The organism is Catellatospora vulcania (genome assembly GCF_009720385.1).
GTDB classification, from domain to species: domain Bacteria; phylum Actinomycetota; class Actinomycetes; order Mycobacteriales; family Micromonosporaceae; genus Catellatospora; species Catellatospora vulcania.
The window spans coordinates 303276-324825 of the sequence record NZ_WARX01000014.1 but is presented as its reverse complement, the minus strand read 5'-3'; the positions used below and the strand labels follow the sequence as shown (position 1 = coordinate 324825).

The 21550-nt window shown below is 72.0% G+C and carries 22 protein-coding genes; 1 reads left to right on the top strand and 21 read right to left on the bottom strand.

The window, feature by feature from the left end:
• Position 1 precedes the first annotated feature (1 nt).
• The 18 genes from F6W97_RS31715 to F6W97_RS31630 all read right to left on the bottom strand — a co-directional run bounded on the left by F6W97_RS31715 (position 2) and on the right by F6W97_RS31630 (position 15188).
• Positions 2-1078, bottom strand: coding sequence for an AAA family ATPase (locus tag F6W97_RS31715; protein WP_155374219.1), 1077 nt, complete (start codon positions 1076-1078; stop codon positions 2-4).
• Positions 1079-1080: 2 nt separating this feature from the next.
• On the bottom strand, positions 1081-1698 hold the full coding sequence (locus tag F6W97_RS31710) for a hypothetical protein (protein WP_155374218.1): 618 nt from the start codon (positions 1696-1698) through the stop codon (positions 1081-1083).
• 67 nt (positions 1699-1765) lie between these two features.
• Positions 1766-2473: a DUF4129 domain-containing protein gene (locus F6W97_RS31705; protein ID WP_155374217.1), complete on the bottom strand. Its 708-nt coding sequence runs from the start codon at positions 2471-2473 to the stop codon at positions 1766-1768.
• Between the two features lie 68 nt (positions 2474-2541).
• Positions 2542-3318 carry a uracil-DNA glycosylase gene (locus F6W97_RS31700; RefSeq protein ID WP_155374216.1) on the bottom strand — a complete coding sequence of 259 codons (777 nt, stop codon included), beginning with the start codon at positions 3316-3318 and terminating at the stop codon, positions 2542-2544.
• The gene (locus tag F6W97_RS31695) at positions 3315-3995 is read right to left on the bottom strand and encodes a dienelactone hydrolase family protein (protein WP_155374215.1); all 681 of its coding nucleotides are present in this window, start codon (positions 3993-3995) and stop codon (positions 3315-3317) included. Before F6W97_RS31695 ends, F6W97_RS31700 begins: the two co-directional genes overlap by 4 nt.
• A 195-nt stretch (positions 3996-4190) precedes the next feature.
• Positions 4191-4586, bottom strand: a complete 396-nt coding sequence (locus tag F6W97_RS31690) for an LppU/SCO3897 family protein (RefSeq protein WP_155374214.1) — start codon at positions 4584-4586, stop codon at positions 4191-4193.
• A gap of 236 nt (positions 4587-4822) precedes the next feature.
• Positions 4823-5269: an LppU/SCO3897 family protein gene (locus F6W97_RS31685; protein WP_155374213.1), complete on the bottom strand. Its 447-nt coding sequence runs from the start codon at positions 5267-5269 to the stop codon at positions 4823-4825.
• A 187-nt stretch (positions 5270-5456) separates the two neighbouring features.
• A complete protein-coding gene (locus tag F6W97_RS31680; RefSeq protein WP_155374212.1) occupies positions 5457-6488 on the bottom strand; it encodes an HAAS signaling domain-containing protein in 1032 nt (343 codons plus the stop codon).
• 64 nt (positions 6489-6552) lie between these two features.
• Positions 6553-6876 carry a PadR family transcriptional regulator gene (locus F6W97_RS31675; RefSeq protein ID WP_155374211.1) on the bottom strand — a complete coding sequence of 108 codons (324 nt, stop codon included), beginning with the start codon at positions 6874-6876 and terminating at the stop codon, positions 6553-6555.
• A gap of 70 nt (positions 6877-6946) precedes the next feature.
• Positions 6947-7846, bottom strand: a complete 900-nt coding sequence (locus F6W97_RS31670) for a Ppx/GppA phosphatase family protein (protein WP_230687136.1) — start codon at positions 7844-7846, stop codon at positions 6947-6949.
• A gap of 81 nt (positions 7847-7927) precedes the next feature.
• Complete coding sequence (locus F6W97_RS31665) at positions 7928-8431, bottom strand: amino-acid N-acetyltransferase (protein ID WP_155374210.1); 504 nt, start codon at positions 8429-8431, stop codon at positions 7928-7930.
• Entirely contained in the window at positions 8424-8942 is a 519-nt protein-coding gene (locus F6W97_RS31660) for a DUF501 domain-containing protein (RefSeq protein WP_155374209.1), read from the bottom strand. Before F6W97_RS31660 ends, F6W97_RS31665 begins: the two co-directional genes overlap by 8 nt.
• An 8-nt stretch (positions 8943-8950) precedes the next feature.
• Complete coding sequence (locus F6W97_RS31655; protein ID WP_155374208.1) at positions 8951-9514, bottom strand: FtsB family cell division protein; 564 nt, start codon at positions 9512-9514, stop codon at positions 8951-8953.
• A 137-nt stretch (positions 9515-9651) separates the two neighbouring features.
• Positions 9652-10938 (bottom strand): phosphopyruvate hydratase, encoded by a 1287-nt coding sequence (eno, locus tag F6W97_RS31650; RefSeq protein WP_155374207.1) that lies wholly within the window; start codon positions 10936-10938, stop codon positions 9652-9654.
• Positions 10939-11037: 99 nt separating this feature from the next.
• Positions 11038-11781, bottom strand: a complete 744-nt coding sequence (locus F6W97_RS31645; protein ID WP_155374206.1) for a hypothetical protein — start codon at positions 11779-11781, stop codon at positions 11038-11040.
• 41 nt (positions 11782-11822) lie between these two features.
• Positions 11823-13439 carry a DUF885 domain-containing protein gene (locus F6W97_RS31640; RefSeq protein WP_155374205.1) on the bottom strand — a complete coding sequence of 539 codons (1617 nt, stop codon included), beginning with the start codon at positions 13437-13439 and terminating at the stop codon, positions 11823-11825.
• 127 nt (positions 13440-13566) lie between these two features.
• Complete coding sequence (locus F6W97_RS31635; protein WP_155374273.1) at positions 13567-14457, bottom strand: nucleoside triphosphate pyrophosphohydrolase; 891 nt, start codon at positions 14455-14457, stop codon at positions 13567-13569.
• 47 nt (positions 14458-14504) lie between these two features.
• Positions 14505-15188, bottom strand: coding sequence for a hypothetical protein (locus tag F6W97_RS31630; RefSeq protein WP_155374204.1), 684 nt, complete (start codon positions 15186-15188; stop codon positions 14505-14507).
• 126 nt (positions 15189-15314) lie between these two features.
• Between F6W97_RS31630 and F6W97_RS31625 the strand changes: the two genes are divergently transcribed.
• Positions 15315-16493 carry a hypothetical protein gene (locus F6W97_RS31625; protein WP_155374203.1) on the top strand — a complete coding sequence of 393 codons (1179 nt, stop codon included), beginning with the start codon at positions 15315-15317 and terminating at the stop codon, positions 16491-16493.
• 98 nt (positions 16494-16591) lie between these two features.
• Here F6W97_RS31625 and F6W97_RS31620 read toward each other — a convergent pair whose 3' ends face one another.
• From F6W97_RS31620 to F6W97_RS31610, 3 genes are all read right to left on the bottom strand, one after another.
• On the bottom strand, positions 16592-17068 hold the full coding sequence (locus tag F6W97_RS31620) for a methylated-DNA--[protein]-cysteine S-methyltransferase (protein WP_155374272.1): 477 nt from the start codon (positions 17066-17068) through the stop codon (positions 16592-16594).
• A gap of 70 nt (positions 17069-17138) precedes the next feature.
• Positions 17139-20702: a transcription-repair coupling factor gene (gene mfd / locus F6W97_RS31615; protein ID WP_407924625.1), complete on the bottom strand. Its 3564-nt coding sequence runs from the start codon at positions 20700-20702 to the stop codon at positions 17139-17141.
• Between the two features lie 224 nt (positions 20703-20926).
• Positions 20927-21379: a hypothetical protein gene (locus F6W97_RS31610; protein WP_155374201.1), complete on the bottom strand. Its 453-nt coding sequence runs from the start codon at positions 21377-21379 to the stop codon at positions 20927-20929.
• Positions 21380-21550: the final 171 nt, after the last annotated feature.

Below are 21550 nucleotides of genomic sequence, written 5' to 3'. Positions count from 1 at the left end.
GTCAGCCTCGCAGCCCGGTCGACCGGTACGGCGGCTCCAGCAGCTCGTCCTCTAACTCGGCCAGGCGGCCCCGGGTGGGGGTCGGCCGCTGGCCGGGAGACGCGGCGTGGCTCGGCAGCGCACCGCTGACCGGAGCCGGTGTCGCGGCGAGCACCTCGGCCACCACCGAGACCGGGTCGATGCGCTTGAGCCACATCTCCGGCCGCAGCGTGATCCGGTGCGCCAGCGCGGGCAGCGCGACCCCCTTCACGTCCTCGGGGATGACGTAGTCGCGCCCGGCCAGCGCGGCACGGGCCCGCGACAGCAGCAGCAGCGCCAGCGAGCCGCGCGGCGACGAGCCGACCAGCACCGCCGGGTGCTCGCGGGTGGCCGCGGCCAGCGACACCAGGTAGCGGCAGATGGAGTCCTCGACCTCGATCTGCTCCAGGCCGGCCTGCATACGCAGCAGCGTGGGCGCGTCGACGACCGGCTCGACCTCGGACTCCTCCTGGCGGCGGACCATTCGCCGGCGCAGCACGTTGAGCTCCTCGTCGGCCTCCGGGTAGCCGAACGACACGCGCAGCATGAAGCGGTCCAGCTGCGCCTCGGGCAGCGGGTAGGTGCCCTCGTACTCGATCGGGTTGGCGGTGGCGAGCACGACGAACGGGGCCTCCAGGCGGTACGTCACGCCCTCGACGGAGACCTGCTTCTCCTGCATCGCCTCCAGCAGCGCCGCCTGCGTCTTCGGCGGTGTGCGGTTGATCTCGTCGGCGAGCAGCAGGTTCGTGAAGACCGGACCGGCCCGGAAGGTGAAGTCGTGGGTGCGCTGGTCGTACAGGAACGAGCCGGTGACGTCGGCGGGCAGCAGGTCCGGGGTGAACTGCAGGCGGCGGAAGTCCAGGCCCAGCGCCTGGGCGAAGGTGCGCGCGGTCAGCGTCTTGCCCAGGCCGGGCAGGTCCTCCAGCAGCACGTGGCCGCCGGCGAGAATGCCCGCCAGCACCAGCTCCAGCGAATCGCGCTTGCCCACCATCACGGTGCCGACCCGGTCGAGCACCTGCTGGGCGAGACGGCCCACCTCAGCGGCGGGGATCGGTTGCATGCTCACAGTTTCTCCAAGGCATTGACGATCACATCGAGTTCGCGGGTGCTGGGCGGGCGCTTGGCCGGCACCGTGAGGAGCGTCCAGAGCGGATCACCGAGCAGCCTACGCGCGCGTTCCGGCTCGGTCGCGCGGTTCACACCGTGGCGCTGGCGCAGCCGCTCGTCCACGACCTCGGCCAGGCGCGGCTGCACCCGGCGCTGGAAGCGGGCCGCGTCGGTGTGGCTCCACTCCAGGATGGTCTCCCAGCGGGCGACCGCCAGCCGCAGCCCGTCGGTGACCTCGGACTGGTCGTCCGCGACGGCCCGGCCGGCCCGGCGCGGGGGCAGCGGGGCCTTGAGCGAGCGCGCCATCCGCCACACCCCGCACACGGTCAGCGCCACGGCGAACAGCAGCGGCAACGGCATGCTCAGGCTGAGCACCTGGAGCGTGATCCAGCCGGCGGCGGTCCAGGCGATGGCGAACCCGAGCAGGCTCAGCCAGCGGGTCGCCTTCGGCCGCGGCGGGCGGACCGCGACCGGGCCCTCCGGCCGGCTGAACCCGCCGAGCAGGTCGCCGAGGGTCGCGCCGTCGTCGACGTCGCCGTCCACGAAGTCGTCATGTTCCTGGTGCCGACTCATGCCTGCTCCTCGCTGCGCCCGTAACAGCCACGACGACCCGCCGACATGATTCCCGCGCTGCGCCCGTTCATGCCGTCGCCTCGGTGCGGGTGCCGGCGGTCAGCTCGTCGCGCAGGCGGTGCAGGGAGGCGCGGGCCTGCAGACGCATGTCGTCGTCGACGCGGTGGGTGGCGTAGCGGGCGCGGCGGTACACGTCGGCGAAGCCGTTGAGCACCCCGGCGTCGAGGCTGCGGCGGTGCAGCATGCGTACGACCAGGTCGGTGGCGGTGTCGTCGGGCAGGCGCGGCACGCCCGCCGCGGCGGCGGCCTGCTCCAGGCGCACCCAGCAGGCGATGACCGCGGTACGCGGATCGGCGGCGTCGTCGTCGAGGTCGAGCAGGCCCGCGTCCAGCGCCGCGACGACCTCCTCCTCGTCGGTGAGCTGCGCGAGGCGTGTCGGCGGCTTCTCCCGGATGGCCCGGCGGCGGAACTTCGTGGTCGACTTCGCGGCTGCCTTGAGCAGCACGACCAGCACGGCCGCCCCGATGAGCAGCAGCGCGCCCAGCCCCACCGCGCCCAGCCAGCCGGCGTCGGCGGCCTCCTCCGGCGCGGCCGAGGGCGACGGGGACGACCGCGGGGTCGGCGAGGCCGAGGCCGTCGGGGTCGGATTCGGCGACGCGGACTGCTCCGGCGCGGCCCGGCCGATCGGCAGCACCGAGACCGAGGCCGTCGCGGCCGCGAGCATCAGCAGCGCGGCCACGGCCAGCAACGGCCACCAGCGACGCAACGCTCCCATGGATCCCCGCTCCGAATATCGCTTCCACACCGGCGCCAGGTCGGCGGCCCGACGTCGTCGAGGTCGACTCAGTCGAGACCGGCCAGGTGCCGGGCCTGGCTCAGCACGTCGTCCAGCATGGCGGGTGTGAGTCGCCCGGTAAAGGTGTTCTGCTGGCTGACGTGGTACGAGCCGAGCAGCGCCGGTCCCCGCTCCGGACTGCCGGAACCGCCCTCCGGGAGGAAGACTGCCCCGTGCCCGAACTTCGGACGCGGCACCGGCGGCTTGACGCCGTACACCGTGGACAGCGTAGGCCACCACGCCGCCCACGCGAACGCGCCGAGCGCGATCACCACCCGCAGGGTTGGCCGCAGCAGCGTGACCTCGCGGTGCAGCCAGGGCGCGCAGGTGTCGCGCTCGACCGGCGTCGGCTTGTTGTCCGGGGGCGCGCAGCGCACCGCGGCGGCGATCCGGACACCGGTCAGCGCCAGCCCGTCGTCGCGGGACACGCTGGTGGGCTGGTTGGCCAGGCCCGCCCGGTGCAGCGCCGCGAACAGCACGTCGCCGCTGCGGTCACCGGTGAAGATGCGCCCGGTGCGGTTGCCGCCGTGCGCCGCCGGGGCCAGCCCGAGGATCATGATGGGCGCGTCCGCGGGGCCGAAGCCCGGGACCGGCCGGCCCCAGTACACCTCGTCCCGGAATGCCGCCCGCTTGGTCGCGGCGACCTCCTCCCGCCAGGCCACCAGCCGGGGGCACCGGCGGCAGCGGGAGATCTCCTCGTCGAGCGCGGCCAGCTCGGCCGCGCCCGAGGACGGTCCACGGGCCGTCCCGGCGGGCCGCCGGGACGAGCCCTCGGCCGAGGTCACAGCCTGGTGCGCAGCAGCTCCACCGTCCGCGCCCAGGCGCTGGCCGCCGCCGAGGCGTTGTACACCTCGGGCCGGTCGTCGTTGACGAACGCGTGGTGGGTGCCGGGGTAGTCGTGCACGATGCAGGTGCCGCCGGCCTCCTCGATGGCGACCCGGGCGGTCTTGATGCCGGGGGCGGCGGAGGTGCCGTCCTCCTCGCTGCAATGGATCATCGCGGTCTTGCCCTGGTAGTTCGACCACTGCGGGGCCATGCGCTCCCACGGCAGCGCCGGGTAGAAGCCGACCGCCGCCGTGATCTCCTCGCTGACCGTGGCGGACCACAGTGCCAGGCTGCCGCCCATGCAGAAGCCGACAGCCCCCACGCCACCGGTGGTCTCCGGCCTTCCGGCCAGGTATCTCGCGGCACCCGCGATGTCCTTCGCCGCCTGGTCCATGGCCAGGCCCATCATCAGCTTGCCGGCCTCGTCGGGCTCGGTGGTGTGCGCGCCGTGGTACAGGTCGGGCGCGAGCGCCACGAACCCGGCATCGGCGAACCGGTCGGCCAGCGAGATGATGTGCGGGACCAGTCCCCACCATTCCTGGATCACGATGACCGCAGGTCCGCTGCCACTCTTGGGCAGCGCGAGGTAGCCCTCGCTGGCACCCCCGTTACTGGGGTAATCCACCATTTCACCCATCGGTCGTCCTCCTGACGGTCAGTCGTCATTGGCTGGTCGCACAGTCGTGGCGTTCCGGGTAGCCAACCACACCGGACGGTACCGGGGAAGACGACGGCGGCGTGGCGAAAGTTACGACTTATGGTCGTAACTCACCACGCCGCCGCGAAGGTGGTATACCGGGCGCGAGTCAGCCTCGCATCACGGTGAACCAGGTCACTTCTTGAGGGGCTCGAGGCACCAGATGTCACCGTTGTTGGTCTTGCCGACGAAGATGATGTACTCGGTGGTCGGGAACGCGTCGCAGATGCCGTCACGGTCGTAGTCGGCCTGGGTCTTGTTCTCCAGCACACCGGCGACCTTGCGGGCCGCGTCGGCGGAGGTGCAGTCCACGACCTTGACGTCATCGACGTCCGTGGCGTTGTTGACGCAGTCGCCGGCCTTGGCGATCGTGATGTCACCGGTGAGGTAGTTGTACGCCGTGTAGCCGCCGAAGACGACAGCGGCGGCCACCACGTAGCCCAGGATCTTCTTGCCGGCGCCGGCCGCGGCGGACTTCGCCTTCGACGGCTCCGGGGTCTCCTGGACCGCGGGGGTTACCTGCTCGCTCATGTGGTTCTTTCCTTCCGAGGGGTGCCCTCGTCCGGAACGAGTCGCGGCGGGGGCGTGACGTCTCACGTACCGTCACGGAGACCGCGTCACCTTAGCGTTCGCTGAGAATCTTCGCGACCCGGTTGACGAACAGCTCCAGGCATGCCGTCCGGACGGTTCGGCGGCACCGCCGCTTCAGCGCGGCCGACCTCGTCCGTTCAGCGACTGATGCAGGCGGCAGTCTGGCACACCGGGCGCTATTTCTTGATCGGCTCCAGGCACCACACGGCGCCCCGGCCACCCCCGCGGCCAATCCAGATCACGTACTCCGTCGCGGGGAACTCGTCACACATACCGTCCGCGTGGTACTGGGCCTCGGTCTGGTTCTCCAGCACACCGGCGACCCTGCGGGCCGCGTCGGCCGAGGCGCAGTCCACAATCTTGACGTCATCCACGTTCGTGGCGTCGTTGACGCAGTCGCCGACCTCCGCATTGCTCACATCGCTGTTGACGGCGTCGACCAGGCCCTTGAAGAAGCCGGCGACGGAATCCGGCCGCAGAGCGAGCACGAGACCGCCTCCGCAGCAGCACAACAGCACCACCGCCGCGACGACGATCGCGATGATCTTTCCGGTCTTCCGGGGCGGCTCCGCCGGAACCCCGTAGTAGGAGATCGGCGCCTGCGGACCGGGCTGCTGGTACATGGAGGACCTTCGCGATCGAGGGGTGGTGGCTGGTCATTGTGCCGGAGCCGCCCGCTGTTCGCTGACCCGTCGCCGAGCCGCCATGCGGTTGTGGCAACTTCGCCGGAGCCACTGCCGCAGGGGCGATCCGGACCGCGCGGGGCACGCGGTGCGGACCACCCCTGGCCGTTCGTCTGCCGTCCTGCGGTCAGGACGCGGGACTCGGCTTCGGCGTGGGCGTGGCCGACGGGGTCGCGGCCGCGACGCCCGGTGACGGTGAGCCCGATGTCGACGGTGACGGCGACGGTCCGGTCGGCGTCTGCCACGGCAGCGGACCCGGGGAGGCGGCGACCCAGGGCAGCTGCGGCGCGCTGAGGTCGGGACAGGACGGGTACACGACCCGCCACTCCCAGCCCCGGCCGCCCCCGCCGGGACCCTCCCAACCGAAACGCTGCGCGCAGTAACCCAGCACGACCGGGCTGCCGTCCTGGTCGACCAGGCGCGCACCCTCGATGATCTGCCCGTCCGGGCCCAGCACGAAGACGTCGTTGACCTGCTGATACGGGTCGGGCGCCCAGGACGCCGCCGAGGGATCCTGCCAGAACGGGCCCATCAGCCGGTCGTCGGCCGCGGCCCACAGCCCCAGGCCGAACACCACCACCACCGCCGTCGCCGCGCGCAGCGCCACCCGTTCCCGGCGGCGGGTCGGCGGGGCGGCCGCGGTGCGCCTGCCGAGCCAGATCGAGCCGACCACGAAGGCGATCAGCACCATCATGCCGAGCACGGTGCTGCCCTCGAAGCGCGGCAGCAGGCCGAGCCCGTCGCCGTCGCGCCACAGCTGCGCCACCAGCATCGCGACCAGCCAGCCACGCACCACCCACCAGGCCGGGCGCAGCAGCGCCAGGAACTCACCGAGCCGCTCGTACCCGATGACCGGGCCGAGCCGGCGGTCGAGCCCGTTCCAGCGCACCTGTGCGCGCGAGACGGCCCGCCCCACCCAGACCCCCGCCCGACCGGGCCGTCCCGGGTGGCCCAGCGTGGCGCGCAGCTCTGCGGCGTACGCGCTGGGCGGCCCGAGCCGCTCGGCCAGCGTCGCACCGCCGCCCTCGGCCTCGATCTCCGCCGCCACCTCGGCCAGGTGCGCGGGCAGGTCTTCGAGCAGGTCGTCGCGCGCCTGCTCCGGCAGGTCGGACAGGGCCGCGCCGACCTGCGCCGCATACTGTGCGATCTCGACGTTCATGCCTTCTCCTCGCTGCGCTCGTCGACGGCATCTCGAAGACTCATGATTCGCTCGCAGTGCTCGCTCATGCGGGCTCCCTCAGCAGGGTGTTCATCGTGGAGGCGAACTCGCGCCACACGTCGCCGCCCTGTTTGAGCTGGGTGCGGCCGGCCGGGTTGAGCGCGTAGTACTTGCGGTGCGGGCCCTCCTCGGAGGGCACCACGTAGGTGGTGAGATAGCCGGCCGCGAACAGCCGGCGCAGGGTGCCGTAGACCGAGGCGTCGCCGATCTCGGTCAGCCCGGCGGTACGCAGCCGGCGGAGGATGTCGTACCCGTAGCCGTCGTCGTCGCGCAGCACGGCGAGCACGGCCAGGTCGAGCACCCCCTTGAGCAGTTGGGTGGTATCCACGCTCAGCACAGTAGTGTGTGATGCGTAGTACCACAAGCAGCGTACTACCACGTGGCGTGGAAGGTGCTGGTCAGTGCTGGATCGAGGCGGCGATGCCGTCGAGGATGTCGTGTTCGGAGACGACGATCTCGGTGAACCCGGTCTGCCGCATGATCTCCCGCAGGATCAGCGCACCGGCGATGATCACGTCCACCCGGCCGGGGTGCATCACCGGGATCGCCGCCCGCGTGTCGTGGTCCATCGCGGACAGCTCCGCGGCGAGCCGCTCGACCGACACGGCGGGCAGCACCGAGTGGTGGATCCGGGCGGGGTCGTAGTGGTCCAGGCCCAGCGCGATGCCGGCCAGCGTGGTGACCGTGCCCGCGACCCCGACCAGGGTGGCCGGGTCGGTGCCTACGTGCGCCAGGGCCTCGGCGACCGCCATGTCGATGTCGCGGGTCGCCGCGTCGAGCTGCTCGGCCGTGGGCGGGTCGGCGGGCAGGTGGCGCTCGGTCATGCGTACGCAGCCGATGTCCATGCTGATCGCGCTGTCCACGGCGCGCCGGCCCCGGACGAACTCGGTCGAGCCGCCACCGATGTCCACCACCAGATAGGGCCCGCTGCCGTCCAGCCCGGTCACGGCGCCGCCGAAGGACAGCGCCGCCTCCTCGGTGCCGGTGATGACCTCGGCGGGCTGCCCCAGCGTGGCGTGCACCATGTCGTGGAAGTCCGCCGCGTTGGCCGCGTCGCGGGTGGCGCTGGTGGCGACCATACGGATGCGGCTCACCCCGTGCGACTCGATGAGCGTGCGGTATTCCGCCAACGCGACGCGGGTGCGCTCGATCGCGCCCGGGTCGAGGCGGCCGGTGCGGTCCACCCCCGCGCCCAGGCGCACGATGCGCATCAGGCGCTCGACGTCCCGGCCGCCGTCGGTGATCAGCAGACGGATCGAGTTGGTGCCACAGTCGATCGCGGCGACGGCATCTCCCACGTCACCACCCTACAGGCGTCAAGAAGGCGCCCTTCCTCCACGGAGAACGATGGGAAGGCGCTCTTCCTTCGCTCGGGGCTTTCAGAGGTGGAGGAGCATGCGGGTGTTGCCGAGAGTGTTGGGTTTGACGCGTTCGAGGCCGAGGAATTCGGCCACGCCCTCGTCGTAGGAGCGCAGCAGCTGCTCGTAGACGGGTGGGGGGACGGGGGCGCCGTCGATCTCGGTGAAGCCGAAGGAGGCGAAGAAGCGGGTCTCGAAGGTGAGCACGAAGACGCGGCGCACCCCGAGCTCGCGGGCGTCGTCGAGGAGGGCTTCGACGATCTGGTGGCCGACGCGGCGGCCGCGCCAGGTCGCGTCCACGGCCACGGTGCGGATCTCGGCGAGGTCCTCCCACAGCACGTGCAGCGCACCGCAGCCGGCGACCGCGCCGTCGTCGTCGACGGCCACCCGGAACTCCGGCACGTCCTCGTATATCGCGACGGTGGCCTTGCTCAGCAGGCGGCGCTCGCCGCTGTAGGTGTCGATCAGCCGGCGGATGCCACGCACGTCGGCGGTGCGCGCCTTGCGTACGGTCAGCTCACTCAACGCAGGAACCCGCCGTCCACCACGGCTCGACCAGCGCGACGACCTCGTCGCCGAACGGGTTGACGCCGGGACCCGCGGCCAGCGCGTGGCCCAGGTGCACGTGCAGGCACTTCACGCGGTCGGGCATGCCGCCCGCGGAGACGTTCTCGATCTCCGGCACGTGCCCGATCGCCTCGCGGCGGGTCAGGTAGTCCTCGTGCGCCTTCAGGTACGCCGCGCGCAGCTCCGGGTCGGTGCGCAGCTGCTCGTTCATCTCCTTCATCAGCCCGGCCGACTCCAGCCGGCTGCACTCCGCGGTGGCCCGCGGGCAGGTCAGGTAGAACAGCGTCGGGAAGGGAGTGCCGTCGGGCAGCCGGGGCACCGTCTCCACCACGTCGGGCTTGCCGCACGGGCAGCGGTGCGCCACCGCCCGGGTGCCGCGCGTGGGCCGGCCGAGCTGGGCCCGGACCGCGGCGAGATCGGACTCGGTGGCCTCCTGCCGCGTCGGCGCGGGCACGAGGTCGCGATCCATCTGGGCTCCTAGTTCTTCTGCTCCTGCTCCGGGTCCAGACGGGTCCAGAGCTTGCCGTACCAGCTGTCGGGCTCGGCGGGCGGCGGCGGTTTCGGGGTCTGGTCCCGGTCGGTCTTCCCGTCCGGGTCCCAGATCGGGATCAGCGGGGTCTGTCCCGGCGAGACCCAGAAGAAGCGGCGGCGGACCTGAGCCTTGATGTACTCGTCGTCCTTCCACTTCTCGGCCTGCCGCTCCAGCCCGGCGATGCGCTCGGCCTGCTCCAGCTGCGACTGGCGCATCGCGTCGATCTCGGCGAGCTGGGTGAGGTAGACCCGCACCGGGTAGGCGTAGCCCAGCGCCAGCGCCGCGAGGATCACCAGCAGCGCGGTGGCCCGGCCGGTGAGGCCGTGCGGGTTCGGGGCGCTGGTGCGCTTGGCGGCTCCGGCGGCGGCGGCGCGGCGGGCGGCGGCGGGGCGGCTCAGCGAGCGCTCGCCCTCCCGGGTCCGGACGGCGGCCGTGCCGCGCGCGCTGCCCCGGACACCGCCCTGGGGGCGACGCACCGGCCCCTGCCCTCCAGGCTGTCGCCGCTGCATCACCCCTCCCCCCTGCGCGATGATCGAAGCCCCTTCCACGCCGTACGTGTCGCATGAAAGGAGCTTCGATCACATGCTAGGCCCTGTGACGTGACACCGTCACGAACCCGCGCTGTTGCTTGATATCCGGCTGTTTCTTACTTTCCCGCGGTGAAGCGCGGGAAGGCCGCCGCGCCGGCGTAGCGGGCCGCGTCGGCCAGCTCCTCCTCGATGCGCAGCAGCTGGTTGTACTTGGCGACACGGTCCGAACGGGCCGGCGCGCCGGTCTTGATCTGGCCACAGCCCATCGCGACGGCGAGGTCGGCGATGGTGGTGTCCTCGGTCTCGCCCGAGCGGTGGCTCATCATGGTGCGGAAACCGCTGCGGTGGGCCAGCTCGACGGCGTCGAAGGTCTCCGTCAGCGAACCGATCTGGTTCACCTTGACCAGCACCGCGTTGGCCGCGCTCTCGGCGATGCCGCGGGCGATGCGGGTCGGGTTGGTGACGAACAGGTCGTCACCGACGATCTGGATCTTGCCGCCGAGCTGGGCGGTCATCGCGCTCCAGCCGGCCCAGTCGTCCTCGGCCAGCGGGTCCTCGATCGACACGATCGGGTACGACTCGACCAGCTTGGCGTAGTACGCGATCATCTCCTCGCGCGACTTCGCGACACCCTCGAAGGTGTACACGTCGTTGTCGAAGAACTCGGTCGCGGCCACGTCCAGCGCCAGCACGATGTCGCTGCCCAGGGTGTAGCCGGCGGCCTGCACGGCCTCCGCGATCAGGTCCAGCGCCGCGGCGTTGGTCGGCAGGCTCGGCGCGAAGCCGCCCTCGTCGCCCAGCCCGGTGGACAGGCCCTTCTTCTTCAGCACGCTCTTGAGCGCGTGGTAAACCTCGGCGCCGGAGCGCAGCGCCTCGCGGAAGTTCGGCGCGCCGATCGGCGCGATCATGAACTCCTGAATGTCCACGTTGGAGTCCGCGTGGGCTCCACCGTTCATGATGTTCATCATCGGCACCGGCAGCAGGTGCGCGTTCGGGCCGCCGAGGTAGCGGAACAGGCTCAGCTCCGCGCTCTTGGCGGCCGCCTTCGCGATCGCGAGCGAGACGCCCAGGATCGCGTTGGCGCCCAGCACGGACTTGTCCGGGGTGCCGTCCAGCTCCAGCATCTTCTGGTCGATGAGGCGCTGCTCGCTGGCCTCGTACCCGATGAGCTGGTCGATGATCTGGTCTTCGATGTTGGCGACGGCCTTCTCGACGCCCTTGCCCAGGTAACGGCTCTTGTCGCCGTCACGCAGCTCCAGTGCCTCGTAGGCGCCGGTGGAGGCGCCGGAGGGCACCGCGGCGCGGGCGATGGTGCCGTCGTCGAGACCGACCTCGACCTCGACGGTCGGATTACCGCGGGAGTCGAGGATCTCCCGGGCTACGAAGCCTTCAATGGTGGCCACGTGTGCTCCCTCGTTCGTGTGCGCTCACTGGCGTGGTCGTCGGCAATGACATCCCCTGGCCGGAGCGGCCGGTGCGTACCAGGGCAGCCTATCGACCCGTCACGGCGCCGGGGTCTTCGGCCGGTGGTCCACCACCCGCGCTCCCTCGGGCAGTTCGAAGACCTCCGCCGCGGGCGACGCGGAGAGCCGGGTCAGCGCCTGGTCGACCACCACCCCGCCGACCACGCCCGCGAAGCTGGCCAGCACACCGCCGGCGGTGACGCAGACGGTGAACCCGCTCGCCTCGGCGTCGGTCAGGCCGGACACGTCCAGGCAGGTGGCCTGCTGGCCGGCCAGGGTGACGTCGTGCGCCTCCACGTCGGCCTGTGACTGCAGCTGGGCTGCCCGCAGCAGGTCGGCGACGATCGGCGCGGTGACCAGACCGTGCCGGGTCACCTCGCTGTAGCCGGTGAGCGCGGCCGGGCCGGGGCCGGGCAGCGGGCGGATCTGGCAGCGCGCCGGGCGCACCGCGGTCACGCAGGAGGTCTGCCCGTCCGGGTCGACCAGGAGCCGGCCGCCCGGGTAGGCGTACAGCGCCCGGGCCGGCGAGGTCTGCTGCGAGATCTCGCCCTGCGTGCCTCCGGTCAGCAGGTACCGCGCGTGGTACGGGTGCTGCGAGGCGCGCTGCAGCTGCGCGGCCATGTCGCCGAGCAGCCGGGCGCGGTCGGGCGCGACACCGTCGTCGGTGATGGCCTGGCAGCCGGTGAGCACGAGCAGCGCGCCCAGCAGGGGTGCGAGGACGGCACGCCGGAATACGGAAGGTCGCGGGGCACGCGGGGTGCCGGGACGAGCCGTATTTCGCATGGGCGACAGCCTCCCCCATCCCACCTGTGCCGCGCAAACCCTCACAGGCCGAGCAGTGTGCGCAGGTGGCGGGGGGCGGGCGAGCCGTACGACAGCATGCGATCGTGCCATTCACGGGGGGTGACGCCGGCCGGGCGCAGCCGCGCGATCTCGGCCACCTCCGCCCAGCCCACGAAGTACGTCGACAGCTGCGCCGAGGACAGCAGCGCGCGCCGCCACTTGCCGGCCGCCTCGCCCTCCTCCTGGAAACCGCGGTCCAGCATGAGCGCCATGCCGTCCGCCTCGCTCAGGTCCTCGCAGTGCACGAGCTGGTCGAGGATCGCGTTGATGCTCGTCCGCAGCTGCATCTTCAGCTGGGTGGCACGCACCGGCAGGCCGCCGTACCCGCGCTCGACCATCGCCTGCTCGGCGTAGACGGCCCAGCCCTCGACGAACGTGCCCGAGTGGCCCAACGCCCGCACCCGGGTGCTGCCCCGGTAGCGGCGGGCGTGCGCCAGCTGCAGGAAGTGCCCAGGCATGGCCTCGTGCACGGTGAGATTGCGGATCGCGTGGTCGTTGTACTCCCGGTAGAACGACTCCACCCGCTGCGCCGGCCAGCCCGCCGGGGTCGGTGCGATGCAGTAGAACGTGGGCACCACCGCGGTCTCCAGCGCGCCCGGCGGGTCGCAGTAGGCCACCGCCATGCCTCGCGAGAACTCCGGCATCTCCTCGATGACCAGCGGATCGTCGATGAGGGAGATCAGGTCGTGCTCGCGTGCGAAAGCGGTGGTCTCCTCGACCGCGTGGTAGGCCAGCCCGACGATCGAGGTGTTGTCCGGGTGCTCGGCGGCGATCAGGTCCAGCGCCCGGCGCACCGTCTCGTCGTCGGCCTTGCCGCCGACCAGCTCGACGGCGACCTCGCGCAGCTCCGCGGTGACCCGCTCCACGTTCTCCTGCGCCCGCTTGAGCACCTCGGCGGCGCCCAGCTCGGTGTCCAGCGTGTGCCACAGCTTGGCCTCCCACAGGCGGCGGCCCAGCCGCGGGTCGCGGCCCTCGCCCCGCTCGGCCTGCGTGCCGCACCAGGCGGCGAAGTCGTCCAGCGCCAGCACCGCCTCCGCCGCGACCAGCTGCATCTGCTCGGCCAGGCCCGGCTCCTGCAGCAGCAGCCGCGGCAGCTCCTCGCGCACCAGGGCGGCGGTGCCGGCGAACTGCCCGGCCGCGGTCTCCAGGTGGATGCGGGGCGCATCGCGCAGCACCGTACGGGCCGTGGCCAGCGCGTCGGGCACCTGGAGCAGCCGGCCCGCGAGCGAGTGCAGGCGCTCCTCCACCGGCGCGAACGGGCGGGCCATCAGCGCGTGCAGCAGCGCGCCCGGGTTGTGGCGCAGCGGATTCCACTGATGCGAGCGCACCTCGGTCAGCTCGAACAGCTGCCGGTCCACCAGCGAGCTGAGGATGGCGTGGTCGACCCGCTCCTCGTCGTCCAGCAGGCCCGCGTCCACCTGCGACAGCGCGTCGGCCGCGTCGCGCAGCATGGCGACGTCGGCCATGGTGCCGTCGGGCGACAGATCCGGCAGGCGGCCGTCGAAGCGGTGGTCACCGGCCTCGGCGGCCAGCTCCGGTGACGACTCCAGCAGGGCGTCGGCGATGTGCTCCGCCAGCGGTGCGAACTCCAGCGTCATCGGCTCAACGTACCCGGCGCCCCGGTGATCGTTCGACTTGCCGGGCACCTGTGCGTATCTTGACCGCCCTTTCGCCCACTTGCCGGGCAAGTCGGACGATCACGACGCCCCGGCGCGCGGGCGGCGGTCAGGGCTTGTCGGCGACGGCGTCGGCGTAGCGGCGCAGTTCCTCGCGGAGGGCGGCTTCGGCGTCGGCGTCCTCGCCGGCCGCGGCGACCAGGGCCAGCAGGCGGCCGCCGAGAGTGTCGGACGGCGCCGGCTCGGGCAGGCCGTGCCGGCGGGCGCGGGTGAGCAGCTTGGCGGCGAGCGTCAGCGAGGGCAGCGACCAGGTCACCCCGTCCAGCGGCGAGCGCGGGCCGCCCTTCTCCTCGGCCTTGACCCGCTCCCAGGTGGCGATGATCTCGTCGATGTCCTCGGCCGGGGTGTCCGCGAAGACGTGCGGGTTGCGGCGGATCATCTTGGCCACGAAGTCCCCGGCCACGTCGTCGACGTTCCAGCGCTCGCCCTCGGGCAGCTCCTGGGCCAGCTGGGCGTGGAACAGCACCTGCAGCAGCACGTCGCCCATCTCGTCGCGCACCGCCGCGTGGTCGCCGGCGACGATCGCGTCGTACGCCTCGTACGCCTCCTCCAGCAGGTACTTCGCCAGGGTGCGGTGGGTCTGCTCTCGCCGCCACGGGTCGCTGCTCTGCAGCCGGTCGGTGACCGCCACCGCGTCGAGCAGGCGCGCGCCGGGCGGGTCCCAGGAGCCGTACATCAGTTCCAGCTCGGCCAGCCCGGGTTCACGGGCCAGCCGCAGGCCGAGTTCGCGGGCGAGGAACTCGTCGCCGCCCGGCCCGGCCAGCCACACGGCCACCGGCTGCGCCGCGTCGAGCAGGGTCGCCGCGGTCGCGTCCGGCACGACGGTGACCGCCGCGCCCGCGGTGCGCAGGGCGAGGATCTGCTCGCCGTCCGCCCCGGCCAGCACGGGAAACGCCCGCACCACGTCCCACGCGGCTGCCGTGAGCAGCCCCGCGGGCATCCGCGGCGACGTGACGAGCAGGATGATCCGGCGGGTCGCCGACGAGGTCACTGCTGGGGCTGGGGCGTGGCCGCCGTGTCCGCCGGGGACTGGGCATCCTGGACCGCGTCGGCCGGCTGGCCGAGGCCGAGGCTGAGCGCCGGTCCCTGGTTGAAGTTCAGCACGCCGAAGTTCATCGGACGGTAACGCGGGTTGACCGAGACGTCCTCCGCCTTCGCGGCCTCGGCCAGCACCTTGCGCTTGGCCAGCGCGTCGCCCAGCTCGCCGCTCTGGGCCAGCTGCGGGGCGACCTTGTCGAAGCTGTTCGCCGGGTCGGCGGCGTTGATCGCGCCGACCGCCACGCCGTTGTCGTACACCTCGCGCAGCTCCTCGGGGGTCGGCTGCACGGCCTTGGCCGGGAGGTTCTCGCGGCAGTTCTGCAGGCTCTGCTGCAGGCCCGCCAGCTCGGGCTGCCCCGGCTGCGTCTGCACGGGCGGCAGGGTCGCCTTCAGGTCGGCCGCGGCGCGCTTGCAGACCGCGTCGAGCACCAGCAGCTGCACGACCTGGTAGCGGTCCGGCACGGCCTCGGGGTCGATGTTGGGCATCGCCTTGACCTGGTCGATGAGCTGCGTCACCCGGTCCTCGGTGAACGTGGTGTCCCCCACATACGCGGCGACGCTCGGATTCGACCGGCAGGCGGTCAGGGCCAGCATGGCGACGGCGATGCCGGCCGCGGCGGTCAGACGGCGCACGGAATCCTCCAGTGACAGGCGCTTACGCCGCCACTCTCTCACGAACGGCGACTCCGGGAGATCTCAGGGTGGATTCAGGTGTTCGAAGGACGCGTAGACCCCCTCCGACACGGCAGAATTCCGCCCGTGACGACGCAGACGCTTCCTCGTACCACCTCGGGCTGGGTGGGCCTGGCCCGCAGTGGGCCCGACGCAGCTCAGGGCCCCGCGGTGGTCGCCGCCGTCTACCGGCTCTGGCTGGTCGCCTTCGCACTCAAGATGCTGGGCTCGACCTGGGACATGTCGTGGCACTTCAAGTGGCTGCGCGACGACCTGGCCCCGCCGCACCTGCTGAACACCGCGGGCACGGTGATCGTGGTGGGCCTGGTGCTGTTCCAGGCATACCACCACGTGGGCGTGGACAAACTCGCGAAGCGCCTGATGGTGGGCGGCACGGCGACGTTCCTCGTCGCCATCCCGATCGACATCCTGAACCACAAGATCAACGGGCTGGACATCACGGCGTGGAGCGCCAGCCACGCCCTGCTGTACATCGGCACCGCGTTCATGCTGCTCGGCGTCGCCCGCGGCTACTGGATCTCCACCCCGCCGAGCCGGACCCGCACCGTCGTCAGCGCCTTCATCTGGGGCTTCTTCCTGGAGAACGTCCTGTTCCCCAGCCAGCACCAGGAGTACGGCGTGCTCTCGCTGGAGTCGTGGCGGGCCGGCGCCCCGACCGCCGAGCCGATCCTGCTCAAGTTCGCCGCGGACCAGATCCGCCGGCCCGTCGACGACATCGCGGTGCAGGGCTTCGCGCTGCCGGTCGACGCCTGGGTCTACCCGGCCTGGATCACCGGCGCGGCGCTGCTCACCCTGGTCGCCGCCCGCGCCTTCGTCGGCGCCCGCTTCACCGCCACCGCGATCGCGGCGAGTTACCTGGCATACCGCCTGGTCGTCTGGGGTCTGCTGGCCGGCGCCGGCTTCCCCAAGTCCATCCCGCCGCTGCTGCTGCTGGCCGGCGCGATCGCGATCGACGTGGTCTTCCTCGCGTTCGCGGTGTCCCGCGGCGCGAAGGCGCTGATCCCGCAGCAGGCCGGCCCGGATCGGGTCGCCGTCACGAATGGCTCGGCCGGGCTCGGCCTGGCCGTGGTCGCCGCCGTCTTCGGCGCGGCGGTCGCCACCGCGGCCACCGCCGGCGCGACCTGGCTGCAGGACTTCTCCATCGGCGCCCCGCCGATCGACTACCCGGCCTTCGGCTACGGCTTCGCCGTCCTCGCCCTCGGCTGGGCCGCCATCGCCACCGTCACCAACCGCAACCGCGCCTGACCCCAGCTTGGGCAACTCTTGAAGACTTGCGGCCTCCCTGATCCGGGAGGCCGCAAGTCTTTAAGAGTTGCGGCCCACAACAACGGGCCGGGGGCGGGTCAGGCGAGCCAGTCGTGTTCCATGCGGACGCGGGCTTCGAGTTCGAGGAGCTGGCGTTTGCGGGGCAGGCCACCGCCGAAGCCGACGAGCTTGCCCCCCGCGCCGACCACGCGGTGGCAGGGGACGACGACCGCGACCGGGTTGCGGTTGCAGGCCACGCCGACGGCGCGGGCCGCGTCCGGCTCCCCGACCGCCCGCGCCACCTCGCCGTACGTGTGGGTCTCCCCGTACGGGATGCGGGACAGTTCGGCCCAGACGGCCCGCTCGAAGTCACTGCCGCGGCGGACCGACACGGGCAGCGTGAACTCCACCAGCTCGCCCGCGAAGTAGGCGCGCAGCTGCCCGGCGATGTCGTCGAGCAGCGGATCGACCTCCGGCACGACCTCCAGCGCGCCGAACTGCAGCGCGCACAGCCCGATGTCGTCGATCGCGCAGCTCAGCGGCCCGATCGGCGTGTCCACGACGGTCCACCGCACGCTCACGGCTTCTCCTCGCTCCGCTCCTCGACGCCGTCGGCCACCCTCAGCCCCCTGCACAGCTCGCGCATCAGCCCAGCACGTCCTTGAGCAGCTGGGCGCACCAGTCCAGCAGCGCCTGGTCGCGCAGGGGCTCGCCGCCGACCCGGCGGGTCATCGGCGTCGGTACGCTGACCTGCGAGTTCGCCGTCTTGTAGACCGAGTCGGGGTGGTAGCGCTTGAGCCGCAGCTGCTTGGAGTCGGCCAGTTCCAGCGGGCCGAATCGCACGTGCTTGCCCTGCAGCGAGATCTCGGTCAGGCCGTACGACCGGGCGGTCATCCGCAGCTTGGCGACCGCGACCAGGTTGGCCACCGGGGCCGGCGGCTCGCCGTACCGGTCGGTCAGCTCGGCGACGACCTCCTGCAGCGCGACCTCGTCGCGGGCCGAGGCGAGCTTGCGGTAGATCTCCAGGCGCAGCCGCTCGGCGTCGATGTAATCGTGCGGCAGGTGCGCGTCGATCGGCAGATCGATCTTGACTTCGGGCGCCTCCTCCTGGGCCGTGCCGCCGCCCTTGAACTGCGCCACCGCCTCGCCGACCATGCGCACGTACAGGTCGAAGCCGACGCCCTCGATGTGCCCGGACTGCTCGCCGCCGAGCAGGTTGCCCGCGCCGCGGATCTCCAGGTCCTTCATCGCCACGTACATGCCCGCGCCGAGTTCGGTGTGCTGGGCGATGGTGGCCAGGCGCTCGTGGGCGTGCTCGGTGAGCGGCTTCTCCGGCGGGTAGAGGAAGTAGGCGTACGCGCGCTCGCGGCCACGGCCGACCCGGCCCCGGATCTGGTGCAGCTGGGCCAGGCCGAGCAGGTCGGCCCGCTCCAGGATGAGCGTGTTCGCGTTCGGGATGTCGATGCCGGACTCGATGATGGTGGTGGCGACGAGGACGTCGTACTCCTTCTCCCAGAAGCCGACCATCACCTTCTCCAGCGCGTCCTCGCCCATCTGCCCGTGCGCGGCCACGACCCGCGCCTCGGGCACCAGCTCCCGGATGCGGCGCACCGCCTTGTCGATCGTCTCGACCCGGTTGTGCAGGTAGAACACCTGGCCGTCGCGCAGCAGCTCGCGGTGGATGGCGGCGGCGACCTGCTTGTCGTCGTACGCCCCGACGTAGGTGAGCACCGGGTGGCGCTCCTCCGGCGGGGTGGTGATCTGGGACATCTCCCGGATGCCGGTGATCGACATCTCCAGGGTGCGCGGGATCGGCGTCGCGGACATGGTCAGCATGTCGACGTTGGTGCGCATCTCCTTGAGGCGCTCCTTGTGCTCGACGCCGAAACGCTGCTCCTCGTCGACGATGACCAGGCCGAGCTTGTTGAACCGGGTGCTCTTCTGGATCAGCCGGTGGGTGCCGATGACGATGTCGGCGCGGCCCTCGGCGGCCATGTTCAGCGTCTCCTCGGCCTCCTTCGGGGTCGCGAACCGCGACAGCTGCCGCAGCACCACCGGGAACTGCGCCATCCGCTCGGAGAACGTGTTGTAGTGCTGCTGGGCCAGCAGCGTCGTCGGCACCAGCACGGCGACCTGCTTGCCGTCCTGCACCGCCTTGAACGCAGCCCGTACCGCGATCTCGGTTTTGCCGTAGCCGACGTCGCCCGCGATCAGCCGGTCCATCGGGACCGGCTTCTCCATGTCGTACTTGACCTCCTCGATCGCGGACAGCTGGTCGGGCGTCTCCTGGTAGGGGAAGGCGTCCTCCAGCTCGCGCTGCCAGGGGGTGTCCGGGCCGAAGGCGTGGCCGGGCGCGGCCTGCCGGGCGGCGTACAGCTGGATCAGCTGGGCCGCGATCTCGCGGACCGCCTTGCGGGCGCGCGCCTTGGCCTTCTGCCAGTCCGCGCCGCCCATCTTGTGCAGGGTCGGCTGCTCGCCGCCGACGTAGCGGGAGAGCTGGTCGAGGGCGTCGGTGGGCACGAACAGCCGGTCGCCGGGCTGGCCGCGCTTGCTGGCGGCGTACTCGATGACCAGGTACTCCCGGTCCGCGCCGTTGACCTTCCGCTGGACCAGCTCGACGTACTTGCCGATGCCGTGCGCCTCGTGCACCACGAAGTCGCCGGCCCGCAGTTCCAGCGGGTCGATGGTGTTGCGCCGCCGGGACGGCATGCGCCCCAGCTCGCGATTGGCCGTGCCGCGCCCCCCGGAGATCTCCGCTCCGGTCAGCACGGCGAGCTTCGCGGCCTCGTCGACCAGGCCCAGCCGCAGCCGGCCGCAGCTCACCACGACCTGGCCGGGGTCGGGCAGGTCGGCGATCTCGTCGGCGAGCACCGCCCCCACCCCGGCGTCGCGCAGCACCTCGACCGAACGCTGCGCGGGGCCGTGGCCCTCGAAGATCAGTGCCACCCGCCAGCCGTCGGCCAGCCAGCCCTTCACGTCGGCGATCACCTTCGCGGTGTCCCCGTGGTACGCCGGCGGCTGGGTCGCCGACCAGGTCAGCACCGCTCCGGTGTCCGGCGCGACGTGCACCTCGGGCGTGTCCAGCCACGGCTCGTCGGCTGCCTTCTCGGTCGCCACCAGCCCGAAGGGGGACACCGTCCACCAGGGCAGACCCAGCTGTGCGCCGTGCTGGCGCACCTCGGCCAGGGTCTTGAAGGTCGCGGCGCCGAGGTCGATCGGAGCTTTGACCCCGGCCACCTCGGCTGCGGCCGCCCAGCTGGCCTCCAGGAACTCCTCCGAGGTGCGGAACAGGTCGTGGGCGCGGGTGCGGATGCGCTCGGGGTCGGCCAGCAGCACCAGCGAGTCGCCGGGCACGCAGTCCAGCAGCAGCTGCATCGAGTCGCGGCCCTGGTGCAGCGCCGGGGACAGCGACTCCATGCCCTCGACCGGGATGCCCTCGGCGAGCTTGGTCAGCATCTCCTCCAGGCCCGGGTGCTCGGCGGCGAGCTGGGCTGCCCGCTCCCGCACGTCCGGGGTGAGCAGCAGCTCGCGGCAGGGTGGGGCCCACAGCCGGTCGACCTTGGCGATGGTGCGCTGGTCGGCCACGGCGAAGGTGCGGATGTCCTCCACCTCGTCGCCCCAGAACTCGACCCGGGACGGGTGCTCGTCGGTGGGCGGGAAGATGTCGAGGATGCCGCCGCGCACCGCGAACTCGCCGCGCTTGGTGACGAGATCCACCCGGGCGTACGCGAGATCGTGCAGCGTGTGTGTCAGCTCGTCCAGCGGCGCGACCGTGCCCTGGCGCAGGTCGATCGGTTCCAGGTCGCCGAGGCCCTTGAGCTGGGGTTGCAGCATGCTGCGCACCGGCGCGACGACCACCCGCAGCGGGCGGCCTTCGGGGTGGGCCAGCTGGCGCAGCACGGCCAGCCGCCGCCCGACGGTGTCCGAGCGCGGCGACAGCCGCTCGTGCGGCAGCGTCTCCCAGGCCGGGTACACCGCCACGGTGGCCGGGTCGAGGAACTCGCCGAGCGCCTCGGTCAGGTCCTCGGCCTCGCGGCTGGTCGCGGTCACCACGAGCACCGGCCGCTGCCGGGCCGCGCTGGCCACCAGGAATGGGCGGGCCGACGCGGGGGCGGTCAGGTCGAGCTGGGGTTCGGTGCGGGCCAGCTCGGTGGCCCTGGCCAGCGCGGGATCGGCCGAAGCCGCTTGGAGGAGTCCGGTGAGGTTCACGGGTGAGCGCCTTCCCGCCCGGTGCGCACGGGCCATGGGCACGCCACGGCGAAAGCCCCGCAACCAGGCAGGTACGGGGTTTCGTCGTCGAGCCTACTCCTGACCCACGACTGGTTTACGGCCCCGACGCGCGGCGGCCGGGGCCGGGTGGGACCGGGCCGGGTGCGGCATACCCGAAACCGCGCCCGTCCAGGTGGGGACGGGCGCGGTCGCGGGACGGGCGATCAGGCGCAGTACTTGTCGAGCTTCTCGCCGGCGGCGGTGACGGTGGCGCCGTCCATGATCTTGTCGGCGTCGTCCACTGCCTTGATCTTCTCGACCTCGGCCCTGAGCGCGTCGGAGAAGCCCTTGATGTCGGCCTTGAACTGCGGGTCCTCGGCCTTGGCCGCCTCGGTCTCGATACCGGCCGCCCAGTTGGTGAAGATGGTCTTCATGACGGCGATCGTGGCCTTCTCGATGTCGGCCTCGGTCTTCTTGTCCTTGAGCGCCGTGGCCAGCGCGTCGGTGGTCTCCTTCTCCAGCGTCTTGCCGGAGAGCACCTCCTCCAGCGAGGTGCAGACGGTCTTGGTGTTGGCCGAGTAGTCGGGGGCCGCGGCCTCCGGCTCCGCCTCGGTGCCGCAGGCGGCGGTGGCGAGCAGCGCACCGCTCAGGAAGACGGCCGCGAGCACACGACGCATGGGGATTCCTCTTTCTGGCATGGGAGATTTCGCCCGCGACCCGTCTGCGCAGGTGGCGACCGGTCGGGGCGGGATACGAGGACGATCGTGCGGCATCGCGCTGCCGGACCGCCGCGCACCCGCTGCCGGAAACTGCCGAAACGCTGCCGTACACTCCCACCTGCTGAAACC